Origin of the sequence: Streptomyces anulatus, from assembly GCF_014650675.1 — a bacterium.
In the GTDB taxonomy this organism is placed as follows: Bacteria; Actinomycetota; Actinomycetes; order Streptomycetales; family Streptomycetaceae; genus Streptomyces; species Streptomyces anulatus.
The window spans coordinates 43,622-59,681 of sequence record NZ_BMVK01000005.1 but is presented as its reverse complement, the minus strand read 5'-3'; the positions used below and the strand labels follow the sequence as shown (position 1 = coordinate 59,681).

At 72.3% G+C, this 16,060-nt stretch carries 15 protein-coding genes; 2 read left to right on the top strand and 13 right to left on the bottom strand.

Translation table 11 applies throughout. From position 1 onward, the window contains the following. Nucleotides 1–44: 44 nt before the first annotated feature. The 8 genes from IE272_RS14490 to IE272_RS14455 form a co-directional block, all read right to left on the bottom strand. Nucleotides 45–2,648 (bottom strand): polynucleotide kinase-phosphatase, encoded by a 2,604-nt coding sequence (locus tag IE272_RS14490; RefSeq protein ID WP_229897313.1) that lies wholly within the window; start codon nt 2,646–2,648, stop codon nt 45–47. Next, nucleotides 2,645–4,135 (bottom strand): 3' terminal RNA ribose 2'-O-methyltransferase Hen1, encoded by a 1,491-nt coding sequence (locus IE272_RS14485; RefSeq protein WP_190007020.1) that lies wholly within the window; start codon nt 4,133–4,135, stop codon nt 2,645–2,647. Before IE272_RS14485 ends, IE272_RS14490 begins: the two co-directional genes overlap by 4 nt. Before the next feature lie 92 nt (nt 4,136–4,227). Further along, nucleotides 4,228–5,157 (bottom strand): homocysteine S-methyltransferase, encoded by a 930-nt coding sequence (mmuM, locus tag IE272_RS14480; RefSeq protein ID WP_190007019.1) that lies wholly within the window; start codon nt 5,155–5,157, stop codon nt 4,228–4,230. Nucleotides 5,158–5,195: 38 nt separating this feature from the next. Next, entirely contained in the window at nt 5,196–6,119 is a 924-nt protein-coding gene (locus tag IE272_RS14475) for an LLM class F420-dependent oxidoreductase (RefSeq protein WP_056712261.1), read from the bottom strand. A 169-nt stretch (nt 6,120–6,288) separates the two neighbouring features. Next, complete coding sequence (locus IE272_RS14470) at nt 6,289–6,789, bottom strand: DUF6099 family protein (protein ID WP_056698669.1); 501 nt, start codon at nt 6,787–6,789, stop codon at nt 6,289–6,291. 124 nt (nt 6,790–6,913) lie between these two features. Continuing rightward, nucleotides 6,914–7,273: a nucleotide pyrophosphohydrolase gene (locus tag IE272_RS14465; RefSeq protein WP_050357034.1), complete on the bottom strand. Its 360-nt coding sequence runs from the start codon at nt 7,271–7,273 to the stop codon at nt 6,914–6,916. Nucleotides 7,274–7,413: 140 nt separating this feature from the next. Continuing rightward, complete coding sequence (locus tag IE272_RS14460; protein ID WP_007452275.1) at nt 7,414–7,815, bottom strand: cell division protein SepF; 402 nt, start codon at nt 7,813–7,815, stop codon at nt 7,414–7,416. Between the two features lie 232 nt (nt 7,816–8,047). Continuing rightward, nucleotides 8,048–8,845, bottom strand: a complete 798-nt coding sequence (locus IE272_RS14455) for a DeoR/GlpR family DNA-binding transcription regulator (RefSeq protein ID WP_050357033.1) — start codon at nt 8,843–8,845, stop codon at nt 8,048–8,050. A gap of 229 nt (nt 8,846–9,074) precedes the next feature. Here IE272_RS14455 and IE272_RS14450 point away from each other — a divergent pair, with 229 nt between their 5' ends. Both IE272_RS14450 and IE272_RS14445 read left to right on the top strand, forming a co-directional pair. After that, entirely contained in the window at nt 9,075–9,962 is an 888-nt protein-coding gene (locus IE272_RS14450) for an SIS domain-containing protein (protein WP_190007018.1), read from the top strand. A gap of 14 nt (nt 9,963–9,976) precedes the next feature. After that, nucleotides 9,977–10,642: a DedA family protein gene (locus tag IE272_RS14445; RefSeq protein ID WP_050357031.1), complete on the top strand. Its 666-nt coding sequence runs from the start codon at nt 9,977–9,979 to the stop codon at nt 10,640–10,642. 229 nt (nt 10,643–10,871) lie between these two features. On the opposite strand, the gene IE272_RS14440 is transcribed toward IE272_RS14445, so the two are convergent. The 5 genes from IE272_RS14440 to IE272_RS14420 all read right to left on the bottom strand — a co-directional run bounded on the left by IE272_RS14440 (nt 10,872) and on the right by IE272_RS14420 (nt 16,038). After that, the gene (locus IE272_RS14440; protein ID WP_190007017.1) at nt 10,872–11,432 is read right to left on the bottom strand and encodes a hypothetical protein; all 561 of its coding nucleotides are present in this window, start codon (nt 11,430–11,432) and stop codon (nt 10,872–10,874) included. Nucleotides 11,433–11,570: 138 nt separating this feature from the next. Beyond that, the gene (locus IE272_RS14435; protein WP_190007016.1) at nt 11,571–12,647 is read right to left on the bottom strand and encodes a FecCD family ABC transporter permease; all 1,077 of its coding nucleotides are present in this window, start codon (nt 12,645–12,647) and stop codon (nt 11,571–11,573) included. Next, nucleotides 12,644–13,681 carry a FecCD family ABC transporter permease gene (locus IE272_RS14430; protein WP_050357028.1) on the bottom strand — a complete coding sequence of 346 codons (1,038 nt, stop codon included), beginning with the start codon at nt 13,679–13,681 and terminating at the stop codon, nt 12,644–12,646. Before IE272_RS14430 ends, IE272_RS14435 begins: the two co-directional genes overlap by 4 nt. A gap of 45 nt (nt 13,682–13,726) precedes the next feature. Then, nucleotides 13,727–14,776 (bottom strand): iron-siderophore ABC transporter substrate-binding protein, encoded by a 1,050-nt coding sequence (locus IE272_RS14425; RefSeq protein ID WP_050357027.1) that lies wholly within the window; start codon nt 14,774–14,776, stop codon nt 13,727–13,729. 290 nt (nt 14,777–15,066) lie between these two features. Continuing rightward, the gene (locus IE272_RS14420; RefSeq protein ID WP_056698688.1) at nt 15,067–16,038 is read right to left on the bottom strand and encodes a DUF8832 domain-containing protein; all 972 of its coding nucleotides are present in this window, start codon (nt 16,036–16,038) and stop codon (nt 15,067–15,069) included. Nucleotides 16,039–16,060 lie beyond the last annotated feature (22 nt).

Here is a 16,060-nt window from a genome sequence, read left to right as displayed (position 1 = left end):
GGAGCGCCGTTCACCCCGCGAATCGCCTACGGGTTGCCCGGCTCTCAGAGCCGGGGGTCCACCGGCTCCGACTCCAGCGCCAGAACCGCGAACACCGCCTCGTGGACCCGCCACAGCGGTTCGCCCTCCGCCAGCCGGTCCAGGGCCTCCAGACCGAGTGCGTACTCCCGCAGCGCCAGCGACCGCTTGTGGCCGAGGAACCGGGAGCGCAGGCGCTCCAGATTCTCCGGGCGGGTGTACTCGGGGCCGTAGATGATGCGGAGGTACTCCCGGCCGCGCACCTTGACGCCGGGCTGGACGAGCCTGCCCCCGGCGTCCCGGACGAGAGCGCCGAGCGGCTTGACGACCATGCCCTCGCCACCCCGTCCGGTCATCTCCAGCCACCAGTCCACGCCCGCGCGGACGGAGGCCTCGTCCCCGGTGTCGACGACGAGCCGGCGGGTGACCTGGAGCAGCCCGGTCGGGTCGTGCTCCACGAGCCGGTCCAGCCAGGCGAGCTGCTCGTCGTGCGGCACGGAGGCCAGGGAACGGCCCTGGACGGCGAGGATCTGGAACGGCGCGAGCCGCACCCCGTCGAGCCCTTCGGTGGGCCAGCAGTAGCGCCGGTAGGCCTCGGTGAACGCGGCCGCGTCCTGCGCACGGGCACGCTGGTGCCCGGCGAGACCCGCCACCTCGACGCCCCGGGCGACCGCCTGCTCCAGGGCGGCGACGGCCGACGGGAAGACCGCGCCGGACGCGGCGCCGACGGCGGCGTACTGCGAGCGCAGCAGCCCGCCGGCCTTGAGCGACCACGGCATCAGCTCGGCGTCCAGAAGCACCCAGTCGGTGTCCCACTCCTGCCAGAGCCCGGCGGCGGTGACGGCGGTGCGGAGCCGGTCCAGGACCGCCTCGGTCATGGCCGTGTCGTCCAGGAACGGGCGTCCGGTGCGGGTGTACAGCGCGCCGGTGGGGCCCGCCGTGCCGAAGCGCGCGGTCGCGGCCCCGGCGTCCTTGCAGACCAGGGCGACGGCCCGGGAACCCATGTGCTTCTCCTCGCACACGACCCGCTCGACGCCGTCGCCTGCGTACTGCGCGAAGGCCTCCGCCGGGTGCTCCAGGAAGCCGTCCTCGCGGGAGGTGGCGGTGGGCGCCATGGTGGGCGGCAGGTAGGCGAGGAGCTGCGGGTCGACGGCGAACCGGCTCATGACCTCGAGCGCGGCGGCGGCGTTCTCCTCGCGCACGGCGACGCGGCCCAGGTGCCGGGTCTCCACGATCCGGCGGCCCTGCACATCGGCGATGTCCAGGGGCCTGCCCTCCCGGCCCCCGGGCGCCTCGGTGGTCAGCGGCTTGACCGGCTCGTACCAGACCTTCTCGGCGGGTACGTCGACCAGTTCGCGCTCCGGCCAGCGCAGCGCGGTCATCTTCCCGCCGAAGACGGCCCCGGTGTCCAGGCAGATGGTGTTGTTGATCCAGGAGGTGCTGGGCACCGGGGTGTGGCCGTAGACCACGGTGGCGCGGCCCCGGTAGTCCTCGGCCCACGGGTAGCGCACGGGCAGGCCGAACTCGTCGGTCTCCCCCGTCGTGTCCCCGTACAGCGCGTGGGAGCGGACCCGGCCGGAGGTCCGGCCGTGGTACTTCTCGGGCAGCCCGGCGTGACAGACCACCAGCTTGCCGTCGTCCAGGACGTAGTGGCTGACCAGGCCGTCGATGAACTCCCGCACCTGTCCCCGGAACTCGGGGTGTTCGGCGTCCTCGCGTTCCAGCTGCTCGACGGTCTCGGCGAGCCCGTGGGTGAGCTGGACCTTGCGGCCCGCGAGATAGCGGCCGAGCTTGTTCTCGTGGTTGCCGGGGACGCACAGGGCGTTGCCCGCCGACACCATGGACATGACGCGGCGCAGCACGCCGGGGCTGTCGGGGCCCCGGTCGACGAGGTCGCCGACGAACACCGCCGTACGCCCCTCGGGGTGGGCGCCGTCCACATAGCCGAGCTTCCCGAGCAGGGTGTCCAGCTCGGAGCGGCAGCCGTGGATGTCTCCGATGATGTCGAACGGGCCGGTGAGGTGGCGCAGGTCGTTGTAGCGGCGCTCCAGGACCACTTCGGCGCTCCCGGCCTCCGCCTCGGTGCGCAGGACGTGCACCTTGCGGAAGCCCTCGCGCTCCAGGCCGCGCAGGGAACGTCGCAGCTCGCGGCGGTGCCGCTGGATGACATGGCGCGGCATGGAGGCGCGGTCCGGGCGGGCCGCGTTGCGGGCGGCGCAGACCTCTTCGGGGAGGTCGAGGACGATGGCGATCGGCAGGACGTCGTGCTTGCGGGCCAGCTGGACGAGCTGCTTGCGGCTCTCGGCCTGGACGTTGGTGGCGTCGATCACGGTGAGCCGCCCGGCCTCCAGGCGCTTGCCGGCGATGTAGTGCAGCACGTCGAAGGCGTCGCGGCTGGCGCTCTGGTCGTTCTCGTCGTCGGCGACGAGGCCCCGGCAGAAGTCCGAGGAGACGATCTCGGTCGGCTTGAAGTGCTCGTGGGCGAAGGTGGACTTGCCCGATCCGCTGGCGCCGATGAGGACGACGAGGGAGAGGTCGGTCACCGGCAGCTTGCGCGCTGCGTCACGGCCGCCCGCAGGGGTGGTGCTGTCGCCGTCGGCGCTTCCCGCGCCGGTGTCGGTGCTGTTCATGCGGCTTCCGCCTCCTTCGCCTGCTTCTCGGTCGTCGTGCCGGTCTCCGTGGCGCGGGTGAACACGGCCATCTGGGTCGGCGGCCCCACCTCGGGGTCGTCCGGCCCGACCGGCTCGTACCGGACGGTGTATCCGTGCCGCTCGGCGACCTGCCCGGCCCAGTCCCGGAATTCGGCCCGGGTCCACTCGAAACGGTGGTCCCCGTGCCGGACGTGCCCGGCCGGGAGGGTCTCCCAGCGGACGTTGTACTCGACGTTCGGCGTGGTCACGAGCACCGTCCCCGGTCGCGCCGCGCCGAACACCGCGTACTCCAGGGCGGGCAGCCGGGGCAGGTCCAGGTGCTCGACGACCTCGCTGAGCACGGCGGCGTCGTATCCCGCCAGCCGCTTGTCCGTGTAGGTCAGCGAACCCTGCCGCAGGGTGACCCGGTCCGCCTGGCGCTCCCCCATCCGGTCCAGCTTCAGCCGCCGCGAGGCGATGGTGAGGGCGCGCATCGAGACGTCGACGCCCACGATCTCGGTGAAGCGCACGTCCTTGAGGAGCGCCTGCACCAACTGGCCCTGGCCGCAGCCGAGGTCGAGCACCCGGCTCGCCCCGGCGGCGCGCAGCGCGTCGAGGATCGCGGTGCGCCGGTGCTCGGCGAGCGGGACCGGCTTCTCCTCGGTGTCGGTGCTCTCGTCCACCGCGTTGTCGACGCATCCCACGTCGAGGTCGTCCGACTCGGCGAGCCGCACCAGCTCCAGGGCCTGGTCGGCCTGGCGGGTGAGCCCCCAGCGGTGGGACAGATAGCGCCGGGTGATCAGCGGCCGCTCGGGGTGGTCGGCCAGCCAGCCCTCCCCCGCGCGCAGCAGCTTGTCCACCTCGTCGGGCGCGACCCAGTAGTGCTTGGCGTCGTCGAGCACCGGGAGCAGGACGTAGAGCTGCCGCAGCGCGTCGGCGAGCCGCAACTCGCCCTCCAGCACGAGGCGTACGTAGCGGGAGTCGCCCCACGCGGGGAACTCCTCGTCCAGCGGTACGGCCGTGACCTCGACCCTCGACCAGCCGAGCGGCGCGAACAGCTTGCGCACCAGCTCGGCGCCGCCCCTGGCGGGCAGGGCGGGCACCTCGATCCGCAGCGGCAACGGGCTCGCGGCCCGCTCCGGCATGGCCCGGCAGACGCCGCCGAGCGCCGACTTGAAGACGGCGGCGAGGGCGACCGACAACAGCGAGGACGCCGCGTAGGGGCGGTCGTTGACGTACTGCGCGAGCGCCGCGTCGGGCGCGCCTCCCCGGCCCTTGCCCTTGCCACGCCGCACCAGCGCCACCGGATCCACCTCCAGCAGGAGCGCGGCCGTGCAGCGCTCGGCGGACGCCTCGGGATAGAAGACGTGTGCGGAGCCGTGCGAGGTGGAGAACGCCTGCGCCTTGTCGGGATGCTTGTGCAGCAGAAAGCCCAGGTCCGTGGCGGGACGTTCAGGGGTGCCGGTCGTACCGATTGTCAGGAACACCTGTCCGAGTATGATCCTCGCCCCCTGCCCCCACCAGGTATTTTCCCCGGCCCCGGGGCGGGTGATCTCCGGGACGGCCCCGGTGACAGCCCCTACGGCGGGCTCTGGCTCTCCAGCCGCCCGTCCAGCTCCGTGATGAGGTCCGGCCCCACCCGGCAGCAGCCTCCGACGAGCCTGGCCCCGGCCCGCGTCCAGGCCCGCACCCGCCCCGGGTCGAAGGTGCCGCGCCCGGTCCATCCGCGCGCTCCGGCGTCCCATCCCTCCCCGCTGTTCGGGTAGACCACGGCGGGTCTGCCCGTGACCGCCACCGCCTGCTCGACCGCCCCCTGCGCCTCCTCCGGATCGCAGCAGTTGACCCCGACCGCGAGGACGGAGTCCCGCCCCGCCGCCACCGCGAACGCCTCCTCCAGCGGCTGGCCGGCCCGGGTCCGGCCGCCCACCACGCTGTACGAGAGCCAGTACGGCACTCCGGTCTCCTCGGCCACCCGGACCAGGGCCTCGGCCTCGTCCAGGTCCGGCACCGTCTCCAGCGCCAGGGCGTCGGGCCCGGCGGCGGCCAGCGCCGCCACCCGGGGGCGGTGGAAGCGCTCCAGTTCCCGGACGCTCAGCCCGTAACGGCCCCGGTACTCACTGCCGTCCGCGAGCATCGCCCCGTACGGTCCGACCGACGCGGCGACCCAGGTCTCCCGCCCGGGGCCGGCCCGGCGCGCCGCATCGGCGGCGCCCCGGGCCAGCTCCACGCTGCGGGCGAGCAGGGCCTCGGTCCCGGCCCGGTCGAGGCCGTACCGCCCGAACCCTTCGAAGGTGGCCTGATAGCTGGCCGTGATGAGCACCCGCGCGCCGGCCCGGAGGTACGCGAGGTGAGCGGCCTCGATCTGTTCCGGCGCGTCGGCCAGCAACCGGGCCGACCACAGCGCGTCGGAGAGATCGCAGCCCTGCGCCTCCAGTTGGTTGGAGAGCCCGCCGTCCAGCAGGACGGGTCCGGCGTCCAGCGCGTCGGCGAGCGTGCTGCCCGTGCTCACGGCTGCCTCCTCGTCAGGTCAGGTCAGGTCAGGTCAGGTCAGGTCAGCTGGGACTGGATCTGCGAGGAGATCAGTTCCAGATGGTCCAGGTCGTCCAGGTCGAGGACCTGGAGGTAGATCCTCGACGAGCCGATCGCCTCGAAGCTGCCGATCTTGTCGACGACCTCGGCGGGCGATCCCGCAAGCCCGTTCGCCTTGAGCTCCTCCACGTCCCGGCCGATCGCCGCCGCGCGTCGGGCGACCTCGGCGTCGTCCTTGCCCGTGCAGACGATCAGCGCGTTGGAGTACACGAGGTCGTCCGGCGAGCGCCCGTGCGCCTGCGCGGCGGCCCGGACCCGGCCGAACTGCTTCTCGCTGTCCTCCAGCGAGGCGAACGGGATGTTGAACTCGTCCGCGTACTGCGCGGCGAGCCGCGGGGTGCGCGTCGCACCGTGGCCGCCGATCAGGACGGGCACCTTGGCCTGGGCGGGCTTGGGCAGCGCGGGCGAGTCGGTGAGTTGGTAGTAGGTCCCGTCGTAACTGAAGGTCTTGCCGACCTCCGTCTCCCACAGGCCCGTGATGATCGCGAGCTGCTCCTCCAGACGGCCGAACTTCTCCTTCGGGAACGGAATGCCGTAGGCCTTGTGCTCCTGCTCGAACCAGCCTGCTCCCAGGCCCAGTTCGACCCGGCCGCCCGACATCTGGTCGACCTGGGCCACCTGGATGGCCAGCACCCCCGGCAGCCGGAACGTACCGGCGGTCATCAGCGTGCCGAGCCGGATCGTGCGGGTCTCGCGCGCCAGGCCGGCCAGGGTGATCCAGGCGTCCGTCGGTCCGGGCAGTCCGTCACCGGAGCCCATGCGGAGATAGTGGTCGGAGCGGTAGAAGGCGTTGAAGCCCAGGTCCTCGGCGGCCTTGGCAACGGTGAGCAAGGTGTCGTAGTCGGCCCCTTGCTGGGGCTCGGTGAAGATGCGAAGATCCATGCCCTCCATCCTGCCCCTCCGGCGCCCGATACCGCCCACCAGCCCGGCCGGACCTCCCCCGCATCTCCCCCTGTCTGCCCCCGTCTCCCCCCTCGGGCCCCGCCTCCCCCTCAGGCCGTCGCTCCCCTCAGGACGCGTCGCCCCCCTCTCGTCGCCCCGCCGCCTCCACTCAGGGACCCGCCGCCGATGCCGCGGGGCCGCGTATGCCGCCGTAGGGGCCGTCCCGCTCCCTCTCCCGCTCCGCCAGCCGCCTCAGCATCCCGTGCACGCGTTCCAGCGATTCGTCGGCCGCGTCCATCGCCTCGATGCACTGCCAGTACAGACCGTCCTCCCCCGTGTCGCAGGCCACCCCGACCAGGGCGATCCCGGCCTCACCGAGCAGCAGCGCGAGCCCGGCCAGCGCCGGCCGCACATCGGCGATCCCGGACAACTGGGCCGCCCTGGCGCCGCCGGAGAGCACCGTCGGGTGGTCCAGCGCCGAGCATCCCGCGCCGATCTCCCCCAGCGCCCGCGCCTCGCTCCGTAATTCCATCGGGCCGTACAGCGCCAGCCGACTGCCGATCGCCCGGGCCAGCGCCTGTGCCTGCCAGGCCTCCGCCATGACATCCAGCGCACCCCGACTGCCCGACAGAGCCCGCCGCCCCGCCTCGATGAGTCGCTCCGCTTCCATGCGTCTCCCCCGTCCGTACGAAAACCCGCTCACCTCATTCATTACCCACAGTGAGGTAGACAGCACCGTAAGGCCAGAGGAAATCGGAAATCTGTGGACAGGAAGTCGACTGTGGATATCTCGCTCACTCCGAAGAGTGACGATCGTGGGGTTCCGGAGCGCTCGGCAGGGGGAAGCGCTTCTCGTTCCGCTCCAACTTGGCCGCCAGCGCCGCCGTCGGGTCGATGCCCAATACCTCGCAGAACTGCAGGAGATAGGCGAGCACATCCGCCACCTCGTCGGCGACCCGGTGGGCCGATTCGGGGCTCTCCATGATCCCCGCCGACTGTTCGGGCGTCAGCCACTGGAAGATCTCCAGCAGTTCGGAGGCCTCGACGCTGAGCGCGGCCGCCAGGTTCTTCGGGGTGTGGTACTGACCCCAGTCGCGCGCCGCCGCGAACGCGGCCAGCCGCCGCTGGAGTTCTGCCACATCGATGTCTGTCACGGCACCAGGTCTATCACCGGCCACCGACAGTGCCTCCTCGCACGCCACCCCGCACGGGGGACGGGGCCGGCCCGGAGGACGGGGACGGCGCGGCCGGGGGCGGCGGTCCGATCCGGCTGCCGCCCCGACTGCCGCTCCTCCTACTGGGCGAGGCCCGCGGGCGTGACCCCCTCGACCTCCATGCCGACCGGCGCGAGCAGGAAGACATTGCGGTCGACGCGGTGCATGCCGCTGCCGAGACCGAAGACCACACCACTGCTGAAGTCGAGAATCCGCTTCGCCACGTCCGTCTCCGCCGCCGTCAGGTCGAGCAGCACCGGAACCTGGGCGACCAGGTACTCGGCGACCTCGCGTGCGTCCGCGAAGACCTGCACCCGCAGCACGACGAGGCGCCGCTGTTCGGCCGCGCGCTCGTCCGGGACGGTGCGGTGGTCGATCCGGGACGGCCACTCGTCGCGGCCGCGCAACGGCACGACCTGTGCGAGCCCCTCCCACTGTTCGTCGGTGGCGTCGTATCTGTCATACCTGTCGTACCTGCTCACAGGGCCACCCCGTCGTCGAGCCGGTCGGGTTCCCGCCGGCTGCACTCACTGTTCATCGGGCAATCCTCTCGCCCCTCACCCGTTCGGCGTACCAGCGACACGGTGAAGTCTCCGTCCGTGTCACTTCCGGTACCCGACGGACATCGGTTCATGACGACGCATGCCCCCGCACCCCTCAGACGGCGAAGAGCCGCACCGTACCGATCGGACCGTGCCTGTCGGACCGTGCCGATCAGACCGTGATGACCTGGACCCCCGCCTCGTCGAACCGGTCCTTCGCCTCCGCGCCGATGTGGGAGTCGGTGACCAGAACGTCGACCAGCCCGAGGTCGCAGACCCGGGCGAACGCCCGCTTGCCGATCTTCGACGAGTCGGCCGCCACCACCACCCGCTGGGCCCGCTCCGCGAGCAGCCGGTTGACGCTGGCCTCGCCCTCGTGGTGGACGTACGCGCCGCGTTCGATGTCGATGGCGTTCACCCCGAGGACGGCGACGTCCAGGGTGATCTCGTTCATCACGCCGACGGCGAGCGGGCCCGTCAGTTCGTACGACTGGGGCCTCGCGACCCCGCCCGTCACGACCATCTTGATCTGCGGCCGGATCGCCAGCTCGCTCGCGATGTTGAGGGCGTTGGTCACCACGGTCAGCGTCGGCTGCCCGCCCGCCACCGCCGTCTCGCCCACGATGTCCGGGCGTACCGCCAGCGCCCTGGCCACTTCGGTCACGGTCGTTCCGCCGGTCAGGCCGACGACTTCGCCGACGGCGACGAGGCCGGACACGGCGCGGCCGATGGCCTGCTTCTCCGGCGCGTGCCGGCCCGTCTTGTAGCGGAGCGCCAGTTCGTAGGAGACCCCGTGCGCGACCGCGCCGCCCCTGGTGCGGGTGAGCAGATGCTGTTCGGCCAGCTGGTCCAGGTCGCGGCGGATGGTGGCGGCCGAGACGTCGAGCGCCGTCGCCGCCTCCTCGACGTCCACCCTGCCGTGCTTGCCGACCAGTTCCAGCAGCGCGTCCCACCGGGCGTCCCTGGACAAGAGCGTCTCCTCACCGTCCGGCGCGGGCACCGCGTTTCGAGGGAACGCGGTCGCCGGTGGCCGGACCGCCGCAAGCGTCGCACAGGGCTCTCCGGGAGCCCTTCACCCACCTGCACCTTGCTTGTTTTTGCTTGATAACTGCATGTAACGTGCAGAATTCTACATGCGGGCTGATCAGTCCCGCTCAGCCCCGTTCCCGTGGTCCACCTCGTTCCCGTGGAGTGCAGACGTGTCGTATGCCGAGACCGAGACAGCCAGTCAGCCCGCCTGCTGGCGGCGCGCCGCCGCCCTGGCGGGCGGCCCCGAGGCCGCCGCCCTGCCCGTCGCGGGCGAGCGGATCGCGGTCGTCGGCTGCGGTACCTCCTTCTACATGGCGCAGGCCTACGCCGGGCTCCGCGAGGGTTCCGGCCAGGGCGAGTCGGACGCCTTCGCCGCCTCCGAGTTCCCCTTCGGCCGCCGCTACGACCGCGTCGTCGCGCTGACCCGCTCGGGGACCACGACCGAGGTCCTGGAGCTGCTGGAGCGGCTGCGCGGCACCTCGCGCACCGTGGCCGTCACGGCGGACCCGGAGACCCCGGTCCGGGCGGCGGCCGACGATCTCGTCGTGCTGGACTTCGCCGACGAACGGTCCGTCGTCCAGACGCGCTTCGCCACGACCGCCCTCACCCTGCTGCGGGCCCACCTCGGCCTGCACTCCGAGACCGTGGTCGCGGACGCGGAGACCGCGCTGGCCGGGCCACTGCCCGACGGGCTGCTGCGGAGCACCCAGTTCTCCTTCCTCGGCCGGGGGTGGACGGTCGGGCTGGCCCACGAGGCGGCGCTGAAGATGAAGGAGGCGTCGCTGTCCTGGACGGAGTCCTATCCCGCGATGGAGTACCGCCACGGTCCCATCAGCATCTCCACCGCCGGAACCGCGACCTGGATGTTCGGCGAGGCTCCCGAGGGCCTGGCGGAGCAGGTGCGGGCGACGGGCGCACAGTGGGTGGACGGCGCCCTCGACCCGCTGGCCGATCTCGTACGCGTACAGCGCCTCGCCCTCGCCCGTGCGGCCGCCCGGGGGCTCGACCCGGACCTGCCGCGCCACCTGAGCCGTTCGGTGGTGCTCGACGGGTCCTGAGGGACCATGGACACATGCACCTGACCCTGTCGGCCGCCCGGGATCTGTCGGCCGCCCCGGAGCCGCCGGGGGGCATCGCCGGCTGGGCCGCCGGGCTGGTCGAGGCGTTCGGCGGTCCCGGTGCGGGTGCGGCCATCGCGCTGGAGAACGTGTTCCCGCCGCTGCCCAGCGAGGTCATCCTGCCGCTGACCGGGTTCGCCGCCTCGCAGGGGGTGCTCAGCATCGCCTCGGCCCTGTTCTGGACGACGCTCGGCTCGGTCGTCGGCGCGGTGGTCCTGTACGGGATCGGAGCCGTGTTCGGCCGGGAGCGGATGCACGCCTGGTGGGCGAAGCTGCCGCTGGTCAAGGCCTCCGACCTGGTGCGGACGGAGGAGTGGTTCGCCCGGCACGGCACCAAGGCGATTCTGCTGGGCCGCATGGTGCCGGTGTTCCGGAGCCTGATCTCGGTGCCCGCGGGCGTGGAGCGCATGCCGCTGCCGGTGTTCGTCACCCTGACGACGGCGGGCAGCCTGGTGTGGAACACCGTGCTCGTGATGGCCGGGTACTGGCTCGGCGACCAGTGGGACGTGGTCGGGGCGTACGTCGGCGTCGTGTCCAAGATCGTGCTGGCGCTGGCCGCCGTCGCCCTGGTCGGCTACGTCGCGATGCGGATCCGGGGCCGCAACCGCGAGCGGCCCTGACGACGCGGCCGGGCACGGCACCACGCGGCACGGGGAGACTCGGCACGCTGCGGCACGGCACGAAGCGCCTCGGCACGGTGCGGCACGGCACGAAACGGCTCGGCACCGCCCCGTGCGGCAGGGCTCGGCGCCGCGCGGCCCCGCGTCGCGCGGCGTGGCCGGAACCGGCCGTCCGGCCCCCGGCCCCATCGGTAGGACACCCTGCCGGGGGTGTCTCACGGCCGACTGTTCAGGACTCCTCGAAGTAGGCGTCCAGGACGGTGTCCAGCTCGGCCGGCCAGCCCTTGAGCTCGGCGCGGCTCGCCGCCTCGACCTCGGCGTTGAACCAGCGGCGGCTGGACAGATGGACGGTGACCGTGAACCGGCGGCCGAAGCGCGCCGGCGTCGTCTCCACCGCGCCGATCTCGTCCCAGTGGAACTCGGCCTCCTGGTCGTCGAGCGTGAAGCGGACGCCTTCCCTGGCCACCCGGATCGAACCGCGTCGGTCGCTGACCTCGAAGACGGGGCCCTCCTCGACGGCCTCGCCCCCGTCCTCGCCCTCGTCCTCCGCCGTGGCGTCGTGCGCCGCCGCTTCCGGTTCCTGGTCGGCGTCGGCCTCAGCGGCCTCCGCTCCGGGCTCATCGTCGCGTTCCGCTTCCGCCTCCGGAGCAGCGTCCTTCGGGCCGGCCTCCGATTCCGTTTCGGGCTTCCGGGTCGCGACGGGCGCCGCCAGTCCGGGCAGGGGGATGAACGCCGGGTCGGTGCCTGCGGCGAACTCGGGCTTCTTGTTCGAATCTATGCTCTGCTCCACGGCGGGCAGTATGGTCGACGAACCTGTACGTGACCAGTCGTCACCGCCCCGGCACCGCCCCCGGCCTCCGCCCCGCAGGCGAAATTCCTTCCGGGGAGAGGCCGGAGCCCTGTCCGACGGCAGGAAGCTCCCGGCCGCTCAGAGCACGCCCCTGCGCCATTCCCGTACCAGCAGACAGCCGAGGTACGCGCCGCCGATCGCCATCGTGTAGATCCCGACCGGCAGGTCGTCGAAGAGCGCCAGCTGCTGGGAGCAGAGGTCCGCGAGCACCAGCAGGAGGCCGCCGGTGAGGGCGGAGAGCAGCAGGTGCGGGCCGGAGCCCCGGGTGAGGCGTTTGGCGATCTGGGGCGCGGTCAGGGCGATGAAGGCGATGGGCCCCGAGACGCTGACCGCGGCGGCCGAGAGGGCGATGGCCAGGACCACCGCGAGGGTCTTGGCCTTCTTCGGCTCGGAGCCGAGCCCCTCGGCGATGTCGTCACCCATCTCACCGATGTCGAGCCGCCGCGAGATCAGCGCGGTCAGCGGGGCGGCGACGAGGAGGACCAGCCAGACGGTGGTGGCGTCGGTCCAGGAGCGGGCTGTCAGGCTGCCGTTGACATAGGCGGTGAGGACGGAGGCCTTGTCGCGTTCCAGTGCGTAGACGACGTACTGGGTGACGGCCGCACCCATCGCGGCGACCCCGATCCCGGCGATGACGAGCCGGGCGGGGTTGCGGAAGCCGGTGCCGGTGGAGACGTACACGAGGGCCATCGCGAGCACCGCGCCGAGGAGCGCTCCGACGGCGACGGGAACCGTGTCGGGGAACATCAGGGCGCAGATCGCGGCGCCCGCGCCGGCCCCGGCGGAGAGCCCGATGACGTCCGGGCTGCCGAGCGGGTTGCGGGTGACGGACTGGAACAGGGCGCCGGAGAGGCCGAGCGCCGCGCCGACCCCGATGGCGACGGTGACGCGGGGGCCGCGCAGCCGGTTGAAGACGAACCGGTCCTTGCCCTCGGCATCACCGATGAGCGCGGCGGGCAGGTCGGCGAGGTCGATGCCGAGGCGCCCCCAGGCCAGCGTCGTGACGGCGGCCGCGAGAAGGAGGACGAAGAGCCCGGCGCCCGCGAACACGGAGGCCCGGCGCATGGGTATCGCCACGGTGCGGCCGACGACCAGATAGCCGCGCGGGGCCCGGGGCGCCTTGCGGACGGGGGTGGTCCGATCGGTGACGGTCATGAGGTGCCCCGCATCCTGCGTACGGCGATGAGCAGCGCGGGTGCGCCGATGAAGGCGGTGACGACGCCGACCATGAGTTCGGTGGGGCGCATGACGACCCGGCCCACCACGTCCGCGAGGAGCAGAAGCGTGGGGCCGAGCAGGGCGGAGAAGAGGATCTGGGCGCGGAAGTCGACGCCGACCACGGCCCGTACGACGTGCGGGACGGCGAGGCCGACGAACGCGATCGGGCCGACGGCGGCGGTCGCGGCGGCGCTGAGCAGCGTGGCGGCGAGCAGTCCGCCGCCCCGGGTGCGCCCGGGGTGCGAGCCGAGGGCGACGGCGGTGGCGTCGCCCAGGGCCAGGGCGTTGAGGCCGGGGCCGAGAGCGAGGGCGAGCACGAAACCGACGGCGGCGAAGGGCAGGACGGACCAGAAGACGTCGAAGTCCCGGCCGCCGAGCGCTCCGACGACCCAGTAGCGGTAGCTGTCGAAGACCTGCGGTTTGCTGAGGGTCACCGCCTGGATGAACGCCATCAGCACGGCGGTGAGCACGGCTCCGGCGAGCACCAGGCGCACCACGCTCGTCCCCGTGCCGGCGGAGCCGATGACATGGACGAGGACGCCGGCGACCAGCGCTCCGGGCAGCGCCCACCACATGGTGTCGGTGGCGCCGGAGGCCCCGAGCCAGGCGGTCGCGGCGACGATGCTCGCGGAGGCGCCGGCGTTGATGCCGAGGAGGCCCGGTTCGGCCAGCGGATTGCGCGAGACGCCCTGCATGAGGGTCCCCGCGACCGCGAGGCAGAGTCCGGCGAGGACACCGAGGACCGTGCGCGGGTAGCGGCTCTCGACGATGACGGTGACGTTGGGGTCGGCGGTGCCCCTGAGGACGTCGACGACTTCGCCCAGCGAGGTGCTGCGACTGCCGAACATGACGCTCGCGCAGAGCGCGAGGGCCAGCGCGGCCAGGCCGAGGAGCAGGAGGAACGCCGTCCGAGCGGCGCCGGTACGGGAGGTACCGGCGCCGCTCGGCGGTGCGACCGTGGTGGTTGCCATGGGAGTGGAGTGTGCCTTGTGGGCTCGGCGGTTCGGAGACCGGTCCTACTTGCCGGCGGTCTTGACGGCCTTGTCGATGATCGGCAGGTAGCGCTCGATCGTCCACGGCACGGTCAGCGGGTTGATGATCGAGGAGGCGGTGACGAAGGAGTTGTCGTTGCTCGCGACGACGGCGCCCTTCTTGATCGCGGGGATCGCGCCGTACAGCTTCTGGCCCTCGATCTCCTTGCGGTTCTTCTCGTCGGTGTAGAACGTGAAGACGAGGTCGCTGTCCTTGAGCTTCTCGGCGTTCTCCAGGCCGATGAGGGCCGAGTCGGTGCCGGGGGTCTCCTTGAAGCCGTTGACGACCGGGTCGACCTTCAGGCCGAGCGAGGAGACCATCTTGACGCGCTGCTCCTCGGGCTTGAAGACGCCGAGGGTGCCGGGGCCGGAGTTGTAGATGTAGGAGAAGGTGACGTCCTTGTAGTTCGGCCGGGTGGCCGCGGCGTCGGCGAGCTGCTTCTCGATCTTCGTCTTGAGACCGTTCGTGTCCTCGGTCCGGCCGAGCGCCTTGCCGATGATGTCGATCTGCTGGTCCCAGTCGGTGCTCCACGCCTGGTCGGGGTAGGCGACCGTGGGGGCGATGTCCTTGAGGACGTCGTACTGCTTCTGCGTGATGCCCGACCAGGGGGCGAGGATGACGTCCGGCTCCAGCTCGGTGATCGCCTCGAAGTCGATCTCCTCGCCGCCCGTGAACTGCTTGGGGAGCTTGTCGCCGGACTTCTTGACCGCCTCGTTGATCCACGGGAGGTAGCCGGACTTGTCGCTGCCCCAGGGGTAGCTCTCGATGCCGACCGGGGTCTGGCCGAGGGCTATCGCGGTCTCGGCGGAGCCCTGGCCGAGGGTGACGATGCGTTCGGGCTTCTCCTCGATCTTCGCGGTGCCGAGCGAGCTCTTGATCGAGACGGGGAAGGCGCCGCCGCTCTTCGCCGAGTCCTTCGCCCCGTCCTTGTCGCCGTCGCCGTCCGAGGAGCAGCCGACCAGGGCGACGGCGAGAGCGACGGTGGTGGCCGTCGCGGCGAGGGTGTGGCGGCGCACGCGGGTGAAGCCGAGCATGGAGGGTCCTCAGGTTGGCCGAGCGAATGAAGGTTAGGCAAGCCTAAGCCAGAGGTGTCGACGCCTCAACAAGCCCCCCTCCCGCACCGCCGGGCACAGGGCCCGCACCGGGGGGCCGTCGGGCCTCCCACCCCTCCTCGGCACGCCGCCCGGGGGCAGGGCGGATTCGTGGACTGGCCCCGGGGGCAAGGCTGTTGCCCACCGGGGCCGCCGGGGGACCCTCTCCACCCGTACGCGCTCCGCCCGTGTGCTGATCGTTATGCGGTCCGCCCCGGGACGACGGGCCACGCTCAGTGTCCGTGCTCGGCGGATTCCTCGTTCTCCGGCACGGGCTCCCCGGCCGCCGCTCCCCCGGCGTGCACGGTGAAGGCGGCCGTACGGACCTTCCCCTCGTGCCGGAAGTCGAGGAAGAGGCGGTAGGCGCCCTTGCTCGGGGCCGTCGCGGTGAAGGAGACCTCCGGCCCCGGCTTCGTCCGCCCGTCGCCCGGTTCGCCGTTCGGGTGGACGTGGAGGTACGCCAGGTCCCCGGCGCGCAGCGCGACGAGGTGGCCGTACGCGCCGAGGTAGGGCTGGAGGTCGGTGACCGGCTTGCCGTCCTTCTCGACCTCCAGCTTCAGCTCGCTGCCCGCACCGGGGCGCAGCGCCCCGTCGAGCGTCACCTCGTATCCGTCGACGGTCACCGTCCGCTCGGCGTCCGGCAGCGCCTCGGGGTTCGCGTCGCCCGATACGGCGAGGTCGGCGCCCAGGGTGACGCCCTCGGCGTTCTTCACGTCCGGGGTGAAGTCGGCGAAGACCCGGTAGCCGCCGGCCTCGGGAAGCTCGACGGGGGTGGACCAGGTGCCGTCGGCGGCCCGCTCGGGGTGCAGGTGCCGGTAGGTGGTGAGGTCGCTCGACGCCACGATCAGATGGAGTTCCTTGTCGTGCTCGCGACGGAACGCCGTCACCTTGCGGGAGGTGTCCTCGTCCACGACGGCGAAGCGCAGCTCGGCGGGCTCGCCCGCCTCGACGCGCGGGGTGCTGAGGTCGAGGGTGTAGCCCCCCTGGGAGATCTGCAGGCCGCCGGGAGGTTCCGGGGCCTCCCCCGCGCTCTTCTCCGCCGCTCCCTTCTCCGCGGCCGGGCGATCCTTCGCGCCGTGACCGTCCTGGTGGGACGACTCCTTCGCGGCGACGGCGGGATCCATTGCGCCGCCCACCGCGTACGCCGACCCGAAGGTCGCCGCGAGCCCTGCGGCGAAGGCCGTGATCTTGAGACCGGTATGCATGGCCCACTCCTCGTCAAGGTCG

Excerpts from the sequence above, each read along its gene's own strand:
- IE272_RS14420 (WP_056698688.1), bottom strand. The coding sequence starts at position 16,038 with ATGCATACCGGTCTCAAGATCACGGCCTTCGCCGCAGGGCTCGCGGCG.
- IE272_RS14470 (WP_056698669.1), bottom strand. The coding sequence starts at position 6,789 with ATGGAAGCGGAGCGACTCATCGAGGCGGGGCGGCGGGCTCTGTCGGGC.
- IE272_RS14475 (WP_056712261.1), bottom strand. The coding sequence starts at position 6,119 with ATGGATCTTCGCATCTTCACCGAGCCCCAGCAAGGGGCCGACTACGAC.
- IE272_RS14435 (WP_190007016.1), bottom strand. The coding sequence starts at position 12,647 with ATGACCGTCACCGATCGGACCACCCCCGTCCGCAAGGCGCCCCGGGCC.
- IE272_RS14490 (WP_229897313.1), bottom strand. The coding sequence starts at position 2,648 with ATGAACAGCACCGACACCGGCGCGGGAAGCGCCGACGGCGACAGCACC.
- IE272_RS14425 (WP_050357027.1), bottom strand. The coding sequence starts at position 14,776 with ATGCTCGGCTTCACCCGCGTGCGCCGCCACACCCTCGCCGCGACGGCC.
- IE272_RS14445 (WP_050357031.1), top strand. The coding sequence starts at position 9,977 with ATGCACCTGACCCTGTCGGCCGCCCGGGATCTGTCGGCCGCCCCGGAG.
- IE272_RS14430 (WP_050357028.1), bottom strand. The coding sequence starts at position 13,681 with ATGGCAACCACCACGGTCGCACCGCCGAGCGGCGCCGGTACCTCCCGT.